Origin of the sequence: Stutzerimonas sp. R40042, from assembly GCF_026642215.1 — a bacterium.
Classification (GTDB): domain Bacteria; phylum Pseudomonadota; class Gammaproteobacteria; order Pseudomonadales; family Pseudomonadaceae; genus Stutzerimonas; species Stutzerimonas frequens.
Window position 1 is genome coordinate 3,220,622 of record NZ_CP113258.1, and the last position, 13,791, is coordinate 3,234,412.

The following is a 13,791-nucleotide window of genomic DNA, read 5'->3' on the forward strand; positions in this document are numbered from 1 at the left end:
TGTTTCCCATCGGAGCCTAACCAGGACTGGATGCCATGACACGCTCGCAACGGATTGCGCATGACCTGCTGCTGCCTGCCCTTCTGCTGTTGCTGACCGCAAACAGCTTCGCCGACACCCCTAATCCCGTCGACCTCGCCCCCAGCGAGCTCTATCGCGTGAACACCGATCTTGGCCCCAGCCCGGCTGCTATCAGCGCATCAGGTGCGCTGGCGGTCGTCCAGCAGACCGGCCAGGGCATGACCGGCCACATCGGACAAACGGGCGCCGAGCTGGAGGCTTACATCATCCAGAGCGGCTACGCCAACAGCGCCAGCATCGAGCAGATCGGGCTCGGCAGCGCCGCGCTGATCAGCCAGGACGGCTTCGGCAACGACGCGCGCATCGACCAGTACGGCTCGGACAACCGGGCCAGCATCGCACAGCAAGGCACGAGCAATCGCGCCCTCATCGAGCAGACCGGCAGCGGGCACAGCAGCAACGTGAGCCAGAGCGGCCGGAATCTGACGGTAGTGGTTCGCCAGTACCGCTAATCCCAAGGAAAAACCGCTGTACTTAAAACATCCATGGAGAGACAAAATGTTTAAGTTCAAACCCCTTGTTGCAGCCATTCTGACGGTCGCCACTGCCCAGGCCTTCGCCGCCGAGAACACTTCGGAGCAGAACCAGCTCGGCATCAACAACAATGCGGAAGTGCTGCAAAGCGGCGGAGCGGGCAATCTGGCCACGCAGAACCAGAGCGGCTTTGCCAACGATGCGCTGGCCGAGCAGAGCAGCGCGTACGACAGCACCATCAAGCAGACCCAGGCTGGCAACTACAACAATGCCGAAGCGCAGCAGAACGGCACGCTGATGAGCAGTGCGACGCAGGATCAGCGCGGCTGGGGCAATGATGCGCTGGTCGAGCAGACCGGCACCTACAAGACTGGCGCCACGCAGAATCAGAACGGCATCGGCAACTCCGCCGAAACCTTCCAGTCCGGCACCTACATGGTAAACGCCACCACCAACCAGGACGGCAAGCACAACTACGCCCTGATCACCCAGACCGCCAGCACTGGCAGCCAGGCCGTGGTGGACCAGAACGGCGACCTGAACAACGCCAGCGTCACCCAGTTCCTCAGTAACCACGACCGCGCGAGCATCGACCAGAACGGCGTCGATAACGACGCTCATGTCACTCAGATCTTCAGCAGCGGTTCCATCGCCGAAGTCGAGCAGTTCGGCTGGCGCAACGACGCGATGGTTTCGCAGACTGGCCTGCAGCACGAGGCCTATGTCATGTCCAATGGCAGCTACAACAAGGTCGACGTGGATCAGAGCGGTAACGCGCAGAACGCCTTCGTCACGCAGCATGGCGTCGGCAACGACTCCAACATCGTGCAGACCAATGGCTGGCTGGGCGGCAACAACACCGCCACCACCGAGCAGAGCGGCATCGGCAACGAGGCCGACATCTACCAGGACGGCCGCAACCAGACCGCCAAGACCATCCAGGAAGGTGGCTACAACGTCGCCTCCGTGGAACAGCAGGGCAGCGGCAACGACCTGCACTTCCACCAGGACGGCACCGGCAATGAGCTCAACGCCATGCAAAATGGCCGTGACAACGAGATCGTCGGCGTCAGCTACGGCTGGGGCAACAGCGCCGATATCGAGCAGAACGGTCGCGACAACCTGGCCACCGTACGCCAGGAAGGCACGCTCAACGACGTGATGCTGAGCCAGAGCGGCGCCGATCACCTGATCAAGGTGACCCAGCACGGCTTCGGCAACGATGCCATCGCCAGCCAGGCCGGCTACGGCAACGCCGCCTACATCAATCAGAACGGCTGGAACAACACCGCGGTCGTTACCCAGCACTGAGCCCGTCCCCGCTACACGACTGCCGGCCCTGTGTCGGCAGTCGTGCATCTACTCCCCCGCAACATCGCCGCTCGGCGCACCGTTTCGGTGGCATGGCTGGTCAGCGGCCAGCCACTTCGCCCCAAACTGAAGCAAGCTGACGCATCGGTCAGATCACAATCACCCATGCTGAGCTCGGCAGCCCGCTTCCGGCGGATCGAAAAGCCCCTGAGCTCTAAATTAATCACTTTAAAATCAGTAAGTTAACCCAACACTACAAGCATCTTTCCGGATTGGCGCGACGCTTGCTAAAGGACCAAAGCCTGACCGCTTGGACAACTTACAAGCTCACTCAAATGCCAATACGGAGACACACTCAATGAAGCGCAGCCTGACTACCGCAGCCCTCGCGGCCGGGTTCATCCTCAGCAGCCAAGCCATGGCGGGCCCCATGCTCTGGCAGAACAACAGCCTCACCTACCTGTACGGCAAGGACTTCAAAGTAGATGCCGGCGAGATTCAGCAGACCATCACCTTCGAACATGCCAGCGGCTGGACCTGGGGGGACATGTTCCTGTTCGTCGACAACAAGTGGTACAACGGGCTTTCAGGCAGCGATGGCCACACCTACTACGGTGAGTTCAGCCCGCGCCTGTCGCTGGGCAAGATCAGCGGCGCCGACCTGTCCTTCGGCCCGGTCAAGGATGTGCTGATCTCCGCGACCTACGAGCGCGGTGAAAGCCAGGACGACGGTACGCCCAACCAGAATTACCTGCTCGGCCCGGCGGTAGACCTGGCCATCCCCGGCTTCGATCGCTTCGCGCTGAACACCTACTACCGCAAGCCCGACGGCACCACCGGCAAGCCGAGCGGCCAGTGGCAGATCACGCCGACCTGGGCCATGACCTTCCCGGTGGGCAAGTCGGACATTCTCTTCGACGGCTATATCGACTGGGTCGTCAACGACAAGAAGAACGGCAACACCGAGCTGAAGAAGAACTTCCACTTCAACCCGCAGATCAAGTACGACCTCGGCAAAGCGCTGGACTACACCCCAGGCAAACTCTATGTCGGTATCGAATACGACTACTGGTCGAACAAGTACGGCATCGAAGACGGCGGTTTCGTCAGCAAGAACTTCGTGGGTCCGACCGATCAGAACACCTTCAGCGCCATCGTCAAAGCGCATTTCTGATGCACTCGCCGCCCGAACGCCGGGCGGCGCCTTGTCGTTTCAGTCCGCTGTTCATTCAGACAAGCGCAACGGCTGATAGCGCAACGAAACTCGTGCAGAATCAGCCCAGTCAGCTCACCCCGGTGGGCCTGGACCGCAGGGTGGGCTTCAGCCCACCTAACCGGTATCGGCCGCCAGCTGGGCTGACGCTCAAACCGGCCCGACTGCCCCGCGCGCTCACGGATAGGGAACATGAACAAGAACAACTCACCGCAGCCCCTCTACAACGCCCAAGGCAAACCTGCCGGCCGCATTCGCCAGAAGAACGAGGAAACCATCCTCGCCGCGGCTGCCGAGGAGTTCGCCCGCTACGGCTTCAAGGGCACCAGCATGAACGCCATCGCCAGCCGCGCCGGGCTGCCCAAGGCCAACGTGCACTACTATTTCAACAGCAAGCTGGGGCTGTACGTGGAAGTCATGCGGCACATCCTCGAGCTCTGGGATACGGCCTTCGACGACCTCACCGTCGACGATGACCCGGCCACCGCCCTGGCCGAGTACATCCGCATCAAGATGGAATTCTCGAGGCGCCATCCCGAGGCCTCGAAGATCTTCGCCATGGAAGTCATCAGCGGCTGCGAATGCCTGTCCGAGCACTTCAACCAGGACTATCGCAACTGGTTCCGCGGCCGCGCCGCGGTATTCGACGCCTGGATCGCCGCCGGCAAGATGGACCCGGTCGACCCCATGCATCTGATCTTTCTGATCTGGGCCGGCACCCAGCACTACGCCGACTTCTCCGACCAGATCCGCCGCATCAATGGCAAGCGCATGACCCGCGTGGACTTCGCCCATGCCAGCGACAACCTGATCGCCATCATCCTCAAGGGCTGCGGGCTCAAGCCACCGGCAGCGGAGCGCTGAACGCTTGGCCCGAAAGCTGCGCATCCACTCGCCGGCCATCCACTACTTCGATATGGTGCGGCGCTGCCAGTCGATTCGTGAGGCGTCGCGCCGGCTCAACGTCGCATCGTCGGCCGTGAACCGGCAGATTCTCAAGCTCGAAGACGAGATCGGCGCGCCCCTTTTCGAGCGCCTGCCGGGCGGGCTTCGGCTGACCGCCGCCGGCGAGATCTTCGCGCGCCATGTCATCGTCGTGCTGCAGGACGCCGAACGTGTGCGCTCCGAACTGGACGCACTGCAGGGTCTGCGCACCGGTCACGTGGAAATCGCCACGGTATCCGGCGTTACCACCGATCTGCTCCCCGGCGTGCTGGAGCAGCTGCGTGAGCGCTATCCGCGTGTCACGGTCGGCGTGACCAGCCTCGGCTCGCAGGCCATTCCCGAAGCGGTGACCAGCGGCCAGGCGGATATCGGCCTGGCCTTCGCCCTGCCGCGTACCGCCGACCTGCAGCAGCTGGGCGTCGGACATTTCCGCCTGGGCGCCATCGTCGCGCCGGGGCATCCACTGGCCGATCGCCGGGACGTCAGCTTCGCCACCTGCGCCGAGTTTCCGCTGATCCTGGCCAAGAGCGACCTTTCCATCCATCACCTGCTGGCACCGCTGCTGGCGCGCACCCGCCCGCGGCACAAGGCGCCGCTGGAAACCAGTTCGGTGGAGCTGGCTCTGCAAATGGCCAAGCGCGGCGCCGGGGTCGCCTTCCAGACACGCATCGGCATCGAGGCCGAGCTGGCCAGCGGCACGCTGGTGCACGTTCCGCTGAACGACGGCGGCTCGGTGTTCAGCGACCTCGGCGTCTACGTGCGCAGTTCGCGCTACCTGCCAGTCGCGGTGGATGCCTTCGTCCGCGCCCTGAGCGAGGAAATCGCCATCCGCGAAGCCGGGCAGGACAGCCCATCGTCCAGCACGACGCCGCAGCGGCGCTGAACGTTCCGCCGTGGATATCGCTCTATTGAGCGAACCCAATGCTCAGGAGCGTTATTGATGGCTTCCCGTTTGCTCACCGTACCGACTGCCCTGCTTCTCTCGCTTGCGTCCTATTCCTGTCTTGCCGCCGACGGCACCCCGCTCGGCTGGGTAGAGCGTGGCAAGGTGCTTCCCGAGGAAGTCACGGTGAAGTTCAAGCTCGACACCGGCGCGCTGACTTCGTCGATGCATGCCGAAGACATCGAGTATTTCCAGCGGGACGGTGAAGAATGGGTCCGCTTCGATCTGGACCTCGAGGACATCGAACGGGACAAGCTCGTCAAATCGCGCATCGAGCGCAAGCTGCATCGCGAACTGACGGTCCGCGGTGCCGGCGGCAAGGAAGATCGGCCTGTCGTAATGATGAAAGTGTGCGTCGGCGATCGCCTGCTTGAGGAACAGTTCTCCCTGAGAGATCGCGACGAGATGAACTATCCGGTGCTGCTCGGCCGGCGCACCTTGGAAAAACTCGGGCCGGTGGACTCGGCACGCACCTTCACCATCGAGCCCAACTGCGCCGAACTCGCCGAGCGCTGAATGGGCCTGAGCGCTAGCCCTGCGCCACGAACAGCAGCGCCTTGAGCCCGCTCTCGGGACTGATATCCGGAAACTCCGGCGGGTTTTCCAGGCGTTCGGAAAAACGCAGCTGCGGCGCCTCGGCGGCCATGCCCTGGATCAGGAAGTCGGTGCCGGTATCCGGATCGTTGACGCAGGCCAGCACCTGGCCGCCCGGATTCAGTAGCTCCGGAAGGCGACGCAGGATCTTCTGGTAATCACGGGTCAGCGCGAAGCTGCCCTTCTGGAAGGACGGCGGGTCGATGATGATCAGGTCGTAGGGCCCGAGCTTGCGTACCTTGCCCCAGGACTTGAACAGCTCGTGGCCGAGAAAGCTGACCCGGCCAAGATCATGGCCGTTCAGGCGATGGTTCTCGCGCCCGCGGGTCAGCGCGGCGCTGGCCATGTCCAGGTTGACCACATGCTCGGCGCCGCCGGCGAGCGCCGCGACCGAGAAGCCGCAGGTGTAAGCGAACAGGTTGAGCACGCGCTTGCCACGTGCGTGCTCTTGCACCCAGCGGCGGCCATAGCGCATGTCGAGGAACAGGCCGTTGTTCTGCTTGCGACCCAGATCCAGCTTGTAGCGCAGGTCGTTCTCGCTGATGGTCCATTCGGCCGGCAGCTCGCCGAGCAATGCTTCGGTCGGCGCCTCCGGCAGATAGCGATGCTGTAACAGAAGGTGCTGTACCTGGCGCTGCCGCCAGATCGGGGATTCAGCCAGCGCCAGCAGCATCCGCTTCAATGCTCCCAGTTCCGCCGCGCCGGGGTCCCGGAACAGCGCCACCAGCAGCACACTCTGCAACCAGTCGACGGTCACTTGCTCCAGCCCCGGATAGCAACGGCCGCGTCCGTGAAACAGCCGGCGCGTCTCATCGGGTGCGGCAGCCAGGGCGGCGAGCAGGTGTCGTTCGAGGACAGTGAGGGGGGCGTTGGGCATGGCTCGGGCATCATCTTGGCAGCGGGCCGCGCATTCTAAACGGCGTTGCCGCTTTGGCGCCTGTTCCCGTGGCGCTCGCGTCGCCGGCAGCACGGCTCGTCAGGCGGTGGAAACTATGCGCAACAGCCAACTGCCCAACCTAGCGTCAGCGAACGCAGGTATCGCACTCTTCTGCCGAGCCCTATCGGTCCAAGTGAAGGACATTCGATGAAGCATCCAGCACTCATCCACCACGGCGCGCGCGAAGGCGTGACCGGCTCGTGCCATCAGTTGTGGATGGACCAAAACAGCAGCGTGCTGATCGACTGCGGTCAATTTCAGGGCGACGACGAAGCGGGGCACGAGGACGAGCTGGCACTGGACTTCTCCATCGAAGGCGTCAAGGCGCTGATCGTGACCCACGTGCACATCGACCATGTCGGGCGTATCCCGAATCTGCTGGCAGCCGGCTTCGACGGGCCGATCCTGTGCAGCGAACCGTCCTCCCGGCTGCTGCCGATCGTGCTGGAGGATGCCTTCCGGCTGTCCATCAGCCGTGATCAGGAGCAGCTGGAGCGCTACCTCAAGGTCGTCGAGCAGCGCATCATCGCCCTGCCCTACGACCACTGGTTCACCCTCAACGAAACCGACGGCAGCGAGTGCAAGATGCGCCTGCAGCCGGCCGGGCATGTGCTGGGCTCAGCCTACGTCGAGCTGGAGCTGAGCGAGGGCACCGACGTCGAGCGCGTGGTGTTCAGCGGCGACCTGGGCGCGCCCCATTCACCGCTGCTGCCGGACCTGGTTCCACCCGAGCGCGCCGACCTGCTGATCCTGGAAAGCACCTATGGCGACCGCCGCCACGAAGACCGTGCGCACCGCCGCGAGCGCCTACAAGCCGTCATCGAACGCGCTCTGAGCGACCAGGGCACGGTAATCATTCCCTCATTCAGCATCGGCCGAACGCAGGAGCTGCTGTTCGAGCTGGAGGAAATCCTCCACGAAAACAGCGAGTCGGCCGAGCCCGGCGAAACGCCCGCCGAAGCGTCGAAGCCCAGAGACGACGCCCCCGATATCGACTGGCCGCAGCTTCCGATCATCCTCGACTCGCCGCTCGCCAGTCGCTTCACCGCCACCTACAAGGAGCTGCAAGGCTACTGGGACGACGACGCTCGCAATCGGCTGGAGGAAGGCCGCAAGCCGCTGTCGTTCAAGCAGCTCATCACCATCGACAGCCACGATGAACACATGCGCATCGTCGAACACCTCGCACAGACCGCACGCCCGGCCATCGTCATCGCCGGCAACGGCATGTGCTCGGGCGGACGCATCGTCAATTACCTCAAGGCCATGCTGGGCGACCCGCGACACAACGTGGTGTTCGTCGGCTACCAAGGCAAGGGCACGCCGGGACGGGACATCCAGACCTACGGGCCGAAGGGCGGCTTCGTCGATCTGGACGCCGAGCGCGTCGACATCCGCGCCGGCATCGACAGCGTTGGTGGCTATTCCGCCCACGCCGACCAGGCAGACCTGGTGGGTTTCGTCACGCGCATGCAGGAATGGCCGAAGGAGATTCGCCTGATCCACGGCGAAGAACAGGCCAAACAGCGTCTGGCCGAGGTGCTCCGCGCGCGCTACGAGAAGGCCGGCCGGCAAGGCCGGGTGGTCATCCCATGACGTGCACGGCTGCCATGCTCGCAGCTGATCTCGGGACATAACAGCCGGCCACCGCGGCATGACCGCCCGGAGCCGGTGCTACAGTGCATTTTCACGTCAAAACCAAAGCGAGGTGCCCATGCTCAACCATGTAATGGTCGGTTCGAATGATATTGAACGGTCGAAGCGCTTCTACGATGCCGTGCTTGGCGTGCTCGGCGCAGGCGAGCCGCTGCGCAATACCGCGCCATCCGGGCACACCCGCCTGTTCTACCGGCACGACGGCAGCCTGTTCGGTGTCACCGAGCCCATCAACGGTGAAGAAGCGACTGTAGCCAACGGCGGCACGATCGGCTTCAAGTGCAGCTCGGCGGAGCAGGTCAAGGCGTTTCACGACGTCGCCGTGGCCCACGGCGGCACCAGCTGCGAGGAGCCACCTGGACTGCGCGAAACCAGCCTCGGCGCGATGCACCTGAGCTATGTGCGCGACCCCGACGGCAACAAGCTGTGCGGCATCTACCGCGCGCAATGACCTCGGCGATAACGCCGCACAAACGGTGTGCGGCGTAGAAGCCCGAACGTCGATGCGCCGCCGGACGCTGCGGCGCATCGAGCTCCACGATAGGCCCATGCCGCCCGCTCGCCTCCGCGGCCTGCAGGCGCCTGCCGCCGCACGGCAGCGGCGTCAGATCTCCAGGCAGATCTTGCCGAAGTGTTGGTTGCTTTCCTGGTAACGGAACGCCTCGACGATCTCGTCCAGCGCGAACCGCTTGTCGATCACCGGACGAATACCGTTGGCATCGATGGCACGGATCATCTCCTGCTGCTGCGCGCGGCTGCCCACCAGCACGCCCTGCAAGCGCAACTGACGCACCAGCGCCGGTACCAGCGGCAGCTCGCCGGCAACCCCGGTGAGAATGCCGATCACCGAGACATGCCCACCGATGCGCGCCGCCACCATCGACTGCTCCAGCGTCGCCGGCCCACCGACTTCGATCACGTGGTCGACGCCGCGACCATCGGTGAGCTGACGCACCGTCTCGCCCCAGGCGGGGGTCGTTCGGTAGTTGATCAGGTGATCGGCCCCCATCTCGCGCAGGCGCTCGAGCTTGGCATCGCTGGACGAGGTGGCGATGACCGTGGCGCCGGCCATCTTGGCGAACTGCAGGGCGAAGATCGACACGCCGCCGGTACCCTGGACCAGCACGCTGTCGCCGGGCTTGAGCTTGCCGTCGGCCATCAGCGCACGCCAGGCGGTGAGGCCGGCGGTGGTCAGGGTCGACGCCTCGGCATGGCTGTAGCCCTTGGGCGCATGGGTGAACGAAGTGGCGCGGGCGGTGACCATTTCGCGGGCATAGCCATCGACACCGTCGCCCGGCACCGTGGCGAAGCCTTCCACCAGCGGCTCGCCGGCCAGCCAGTCGGGGAAGAAGGTGCTGACCACTGCGTCGCCAACGGCGAATTCAGTCACGCCGGAACCCACCGCCACGACCTCACCGGCGCCATCGGCCATGGGAATGCGCGGCTCGCTAGGGCCCCACATGCCGCTGACCACCGCGAAATCGTGGTAGTTCAGCGAGTTGGCACGCAGGCGCACGGTGATCTCGCCGGCCTCGGGCCGGGCGGCCTCGCCGGTGCCGACGATGACCCGGTCATAGCCGCCCCCGGGCTGCACGAATATGGCTTTGTGGCTCATTGGAATTCTCCTCTGCTAACGGGATGACCTGAAGGGAACGGCCGGCAGCGGCATCCGTTCGCTCCGCGAAGCCTGCTGAGTCGCCGCACGCGCGCCCGCTCGAATGCGCGACAGCATAGCCAATCCGCCATCGACATGGCGGCCGCGAACTTACCTCGATCGACATCGTCGAAAGCGCGTTCGCCAATAGTCCACGGCTCGCCTGCCGGCGGCCGCACGCAACTGCCCAGTGCATCCGGAACAACCCTCATGCCCCATCGCCCTCATCGACCAACGACCCTGCACACCACTACCGCTGCCGCCCTTCTGCTCGCCCTGGCCACGCCCGGCCTGGCAGCGGAAACAGAGGCGCAGCTGGCCGCACGCGACGCCGAGAACAAGCGCCTGACCGCCGAACTCATGGCCAAGCCCAACGAGCTGACCCAGCCGCTGCAGAGCAAGTACAACCACATCATCACCTACGGTCAGTCGCTCGCCTCCGCGGCCGAAGGCTGGCCGGCGCTCTCGGTGGCACCGCGCTACGACAACCTCATGCTCGGCCAGTCGCCACGCTCGGCGGCGTTCAGCGGCGCGGCGTTCAAGCCGGTGGGCGAAGCGGCCTTCACGCCGTTGCGCGCCGTGGTGCAGCAGAAGAGCAACGCGGCCGTGGTGCTCGATGCGGAGAAGGTCAGCAAGCTCGCGCCGCAGGCGCAGGAAGAAGGCGAATCGGTGGAAGTCGGCGCGCTGAACATGGCACGTCGACTCTACCTGCATCACCTCGGCCGCGACACCGATCCGGATCACCTGTTCGTCGCCAGCAATGCCTCGACCTCGGGTCGCTCCATTGGCCAGCTCTCGAAAAGCGGCGGCACCAACGAATACCTGCGCGTGACCCAGGCCGTCGATCAGGCCAAGGCGCTGGCCGACGCGCAACAGGCCAGCTACAGCATCAGCGCGTTCTTCTGGCTGCAGGGCGAGTACGACTATTCCCATACCAATGGCGGCAAGAACGACAAGGACTACTACAAGACCAAGCTGCGCCAGCTGCGCGACGACCTCTATGCCGACACAGCCAAGGCCATCGCCGGCCAGGAAAAGATGCCAGCCTTCTTCAGCTACCAGACCGACGCCAAATCCTCGGTCAAGGACGGTTCGCTCGCGGTGGGCATGGCGCAATGGGAACTGGCTCAGGAGGAGCCCGGCTGGTACCTGGTCGGACCGGTCTACCCCTACACCGACAAGGGCGTGCACCTCTCGGCGAACGGCTATCGCTGGTTCGGCCAGATGCTCGGCAAGGTCTACCACCGCGTTGTCATCGAGCGTAAGGGTTGGACCCCGCTCGCGCCGCGTCAGGCCACGCTGGACGGCCGCGGCGTGCTGATCGATTACCACGTGCCGCACCCGCCGCTGGCGTTCGACCAGCCGTACCTCGGCCATCAGGCCCGCGATGTGAAGAACAAGGGGTTCGTGCTGCGTGACGACAGGGGCGAAGTGCCCATCGAAGCCGTCGAGATCGTCGCCGATACCATCGTGCGCCTGCGCGCCGGTCGCGATCTCAGCGGTCAGCCACGCATCAGCTATGCGGGCCATGAGGTCGGCGGCGCCGGCCAGCTGCGCGACAGCGACCCGATGCGCGCCGACGCCACCTACGAATACCTGCCCGACCTGATGCCTGCCGAAGCCAACATCAAGGCCCTGGTGCACCAGCCCTACCCGCTGCACAACTGGAGCATCGCCTTCGATATCGAGGTCGCGGGCCAACCGGGCACCGAGCGCGAGGAAGGCTGACGCACGTCAGATCGGCGCCTCGATCCCCAGCAGGCGCATGCGCCGATACATCGTCGGCCGCGATACGCCGAGTTCGCGCGCCGCGGCACTGATGTTCCAGCGATGGCGGCGCAGCGTCTCGCGCAGGGCCGCGGCCGACTCGGGTTCCGGCTCCGCCTCGGCTTGCCGACCGCGGGCAAGAATGCGCGGCAGGCATTCATCCGGCAGATCCTGCACGGTGATCTCGTCCCCCTCGCACGTTGCCAGCGCGTACTGCAGCACGTTGCGCAGCTCGCGAATGTTGCCCGGCCAGGGATAGGCCAGCAGCGCGCTTATCGCATCACCACGCAGGTGCGGGTGGCCCGGTCGTCCCTCGGCCAACTCGACAAAAACGCGGTCGATCAGGAAAGCCTTGTCCGCCCGCTCACGTAACGGCGGCAACTTCAGCGACGCGCCATTGAGGCGGTAGAACAGGTCCTCGCGAAACGCCCCGCTCTCCACCATCTGCCGCAGGTCGCGGTGGCTGGCCGCAATCACGCGGATATCCACCTTCACCGGCCGCTCGGCGCCCAGTGGCGTCACTTCCTGCTCGGCCAGCACGCGCAGCAGGCGGGTCTGCAGGTGCAGCGGCATGTCACCGATCTCGTCGAGGAACAAGGTGCCGCCGTCGGCCTGCTGGATCAGGCCGCGCATGCCCTTGCTGCGCGCGCCAGTGAAGGTACCTGGGGCGTAGCCGAACAGCTCGCTCTCGATCAGCGATTCGGGCATCGCGCCGCAGTTGATCGCCACGAACGGCTTGCTGCGTCGGCTCCCGCTTTCATGCAGCGCCTTGGCCAGGCGTTCCTTGCCGGTACCGGTCTCGCCATTGAGCAAAACGTTCAGCGGCTCGCTGCACAGCCGGTGCGCGCGGGCGAGCATCTTGCGCATGGCCGGGTCATCGTCGGCCAGCGCATCCAGTGGCGAATGCCCAGCCGGCGAGCTGCGCTCCGCCGCTACCGGCACACTACGGCGCGGCTCCATCAGCGCCGCGAAAAACAGCTGATGACGATGGGTGCGAAACGCGCGGACCTGATCGTGGCTGGCGTAGGGAATGCTCAGCACGTCCGCCAGTTCGCAGTCGAACAGCTGATCGACATGCACCTGGTTCGAGGTACCGAACGGGCCGGACAGTGCCAGCCCATGTTCGGCCAGCAGTCCGCGCGCAGCCGTGTTGCCAGCCAGCAGCTCGCCCTGATCGCCCAGCGCCAGCAGGTAGCGACGGTTGATCAGCACGAACTCCCGCGAGCCGTCGAAACAGAGGATCGGCCGGTCGCGATACAGGCGCAGGAAGTAGGCGTCCTCGATCATCCGTGCGTACTGCTTGACCAGCTGCAGGGCGAAGGTCTGCGAATCCTTGGACGGCGGCGAATGCAGCGCCGAGATGTCCAGCACCGCCAGCAGTTGCCCCTGGGGGTTGAACATCGGCACCGCCGTGCAGGTGAGGTTGGTATGCCAGACGCTGAAGTGATCATGCTGGTGGCAGGTCAGCGCCTGCTGCTCCTTGATGCAGGTGCCGACCGCGCAGGTGCCGGCGTGGTCCTCGCCCCAGTCCGAGCCCAGATACAGACCGGTCTTGCGATGCGCCTTCTCGTCCGCCGGATCGCCGAGAAACTGCACGGCGATGCCGCGGTTGTCGGTTAGCAGAATCACGTAGCCCAGCTCGGCTACCTGCCGGTAGAGCTGCTCCACGCCCGCACGGGCCACGTTGATCAGCTCGTCTGCCTGGTCCTGGTGCTCGCGCAGCACCTGCCGCGGCACGAAGCGCGCCTCGGACGGGCGCGTCGGATCCAGACCGTAGTCGTGCACGCAGCGGCGCCAGGAGCGGGCGATGATCGGGTCGCGGTCACCAGGAAGATGCGGCGCATTAGCCAGGGTCAGCACCGCGTCGATATGGCTCACGGGCCCGGAGAACAGGTTCATGCATCCTCCTCGAAGCGCTCGCAGCGGATGGCAACGGGCACCTCAGCGAAACGCTTTATTGTTATGAAGTGTAAGGAAGGATAACCCATTGAACCGCCACGACCAGCCTGAACTTTGGGAGCATGCCTGGTTGAGCGATTTAATATTAGCCGCACGTTGTAAAGCGCTTTACAACGCTTTACAGGTGTAAAGCGCAACTTGCGTTACACCAGTGTTACGAGCATCCACCTAAAACAAGATAACTCCTTTAATTTCAGACATATATCTAAATAAACCACTATTCATAAAAGTTGGCATGACCCCTGCTGATCTCCCTG

The 13,791-nt window shown here is 64.5% G+C and carries 12 protein-coding genes; 9 read left to right on the forward strand and 3 right to left on the reverse strand.

All coding sequences use genetic code 11. The features are described from left to right. Nucleotides 1-35 precede the first annotated feature (35 nt). From OUY36_RS15255 to rloA3, 6 genes are all read left to right on the forward strand, one after another. Entirely contained in the window at nt 36-533 is a 498-nt protein-coding gene (locus tag OUY36_RS15255) for a curli production assembly protein CsgB (protein ID WP_267934893.1), read from the forward strand. 46 nt (nt 534-579) lie between these two features. Beyond that, nucleotides 580-1,866 (forward strand): hypothetical protein, encoded by a 1,287-nt coding sequence (locus OUY36_RS15260; RefSeq protein WP_267934895.1) that lies wholly within the window; start codon nt 580-582, stop codon nt 1,864-1,866. Between the two features lie 358 nt (nt 1,867-2,224). Continuing rightward, entirely contained in the window at nt 2,225-3,040 is an 816-nt protein-coding gene (locus OUY36_RS15265) for an outer membrane protein OmpK (protein ID WP_014597264.1), read from the forward strand. 231 nt (nt 3,041-3,271) lie between these two features. Further along, nucleotides 3,272-3,943 carry a TetR/AcrR family transcriptional regulator gene (locus tag OUY36_RS15270; protein ID WP_267934897.1) on the forward strand — a complete coding sequence of 224 codons (672 nt, stop codon included), beginning with the start codon at nt 3,272-3,274 and terminating at the stop codon, nt 3,941-3,943. 4 nt (nt 3,944-3,947) lie between these two features. Next, entirely contained in the window at nt 3,948-4,907 is a 960-nt protein-coding gene (locus OUY36_RS15275; protein ID WP_156243546.1) for a LysR family transcriptional regulator, read from the forward strand. Nucleotides 4,908-4,964: 57 nt separating this feature from the next. Then, on the forward strand, nt 4,965-5,483 hold the full coding sequence (gene rloA3 / locus OUY36_RS15280; protein ID WP_267934900.1) for a retropepsin-like aspartic peptidase RloA3: 519 nt from the start codon (nt 4,965-4,967) through the stop codon (nt 5,481-5,483). Between the two features lie 13 nt (nt 5,484-5,496). Here rloA3 and OUY36_RS15285 read toward each other — a convergent pair whose 3' ends face one another. Continuing rightward, nucleotides 5,497-6,438, reverse strand: coding sequence for a class I SAM-dependent methyltransferase (locus OUY36_RS15285; RefSeq protein ID WP_267934902.1), 942 nt, complete (start codon nt 6,436-6,438; stop codon nt 5,497-5,499). Nucleotides 6,439-6,645: 207 nt separating this feature from the next. On the opposite strand from OUY36_RS15285, the gene OUY36_RS15290 reads away from it, so the two are divergent. Then, complete coding sequence (locus tag OUY36_RS15290) at nt 6,646-8,094, forward strand: MBL fold metallo-hydrolase (RefSeq protein ID WP_267934904.1); 1,449 nt, start codon at nt 6,646-6,648, stop codon at nt 8,092-8,094. A gap of 118 nt (nt 8,095-8,212) precedes the next feature. Then, nucleotides 8,213-8,605, forward strand: coding sequence for a VOC family protein (locus tag OUY36_RS15295; protein WP_063539710.1), 393 nt, complete (start codon nt 8,213-8,215; stop codon nt 8,603-8,605). Nucleotides 8,606-8,758: 153 nt separating this feature from the next. Here the strand turns inward: OUY36_RS15295 and OUY36_RS15300 are convergent, their stop codons facing one another. Next, nucleotides 8,759-9,769, reverse strand: a complete 1,011-nt coding sequence (locus tag OUY36_RS15300) for a zinc-dependent alcohol dehydrogenase family protein (RefSeq protein ID WP_230725460.1) — start codon at nt 9,767-9,769, stop codon at nt 8,759-8,761. A 249-nt stretch (nt 9,770-10,018) separates the two neighbouring features. On the opposite strand from OUY36_RS15300, the gene OUY36_RS15305 reads away from it, so the two are divergent. Further along, nucleotides 10,019-11,536: a phosphate ABC transporter substrate-binding protein gene (locus OUY36_RS15305; RefSeq protein ID WP_267934908.1), complete on the forward strand. Its 1,518-nt coding sequence runs from the start codon at nt 10,019-10,021 to the stop codon at nt 11,534-11,536. Between the two features lie 6 nt (nt 11,537-11,542). On the opposite strand, the gene OUY36_RS15310 is transcribed toward OUY36_RS15305, so the two are convergent. Then, nucleotides 11,543-13,474, reverse strand: coding sequence for a sigma-54-dependent Fis family transcriptional regulator (locus OUY36_RS15310; RefSeq protein WP_267934909.1), 1,932 nt, complete (start codon nt 13,472-13,474; stop codon nt 11,543-11,545). Nucleotides 13,475-13,791 lie beyond the last annotated feature (317 nt).

What these genes read in the sequence shown, in the direction of transcription:
- OUY36_RS15310 (WP_267934909.1), bottom strand. Translation starts at nt 13,474, where the DNA reads ATGAACCTGTTCTCCGGGCCCGTGAGCCATATCGACGCGGTGCTGACC.
- OUY36_RS15305 (WP_267934908.1), top strand. Translation starts at nt 10,019, where the DNA reads ATGCCCCATCGCCCTCATCGACCAACGACCCTGCACACCACTACCGCT.
- OUY36_RS15300 (WP_230725460.1), bottom strand. Translation starts at nt 9,769, where the DNA reads ATGAGCCACAAAGCCATATTCGTGCAGCCCGGGGGCGGCTATGACCGG.
- rloA3 (WP_267934900.1), top strand. Translation starts at nt 4,965, where the DNA reads ATGGCTTCCCGTTTGCTCACCGTACCGACTGCCCTGCTTCTCTCGCTT.
- OUY36_RS15255 (WP_267934893.1), top strand. Translation starts at nt 36, where the DNA reads ATGACACGCTCGCAACGGATTGCGCATGACCTGCTGCTGCCTGCCCTT.
- OUY36_RS15260 (WP_267934895.1), top strand. Translation starts at nt 580, where the DNA reads ATGTTTAAGTTCAAACCCCTTGTTGCAGCCATTCTGACGGTCGCCACT.
- OUY36_RS15285 (WP_267934902.1), bottom strand. Translation starts at nt 6,438, where the DNA reads ATGCCCAACGCCCCCCTCACTGTCCTCGAACGACACCTGCTCGCCGCC.
- OUY36_RS15295 (WP_063539710.1), top strand. Translation starts at nt 8,213, where the DNA reads ATGCTCAACCATGTAATGGTCGGTTCGAATGATATTGAACGGTCGAAG.
- OUY36_RS15270 (WP_267934897.1), top strand. Translation starts at nt 3,272, where the DNA reads ATGAACAAGAACAACTCACCGCAGCCCCTCTACAACGCCCAAGGCAAA.
- OUY36_RS15265 (WP_014597264.1), top strand. Translation starts at nt 2,225, where the DNA reads ATGAAGCGCAGCCTGACTACCGCAGCCCTCGCGGCCGGGTTCATCCTC.
- OUY36_RS15290 (WP_267934904.1), top strand. Translation starts at nt 6,646, where the DNA reads ATGAAGCATCCAGCACTCATCCACCACGGCGCGCGCGAAGGCGTGACC.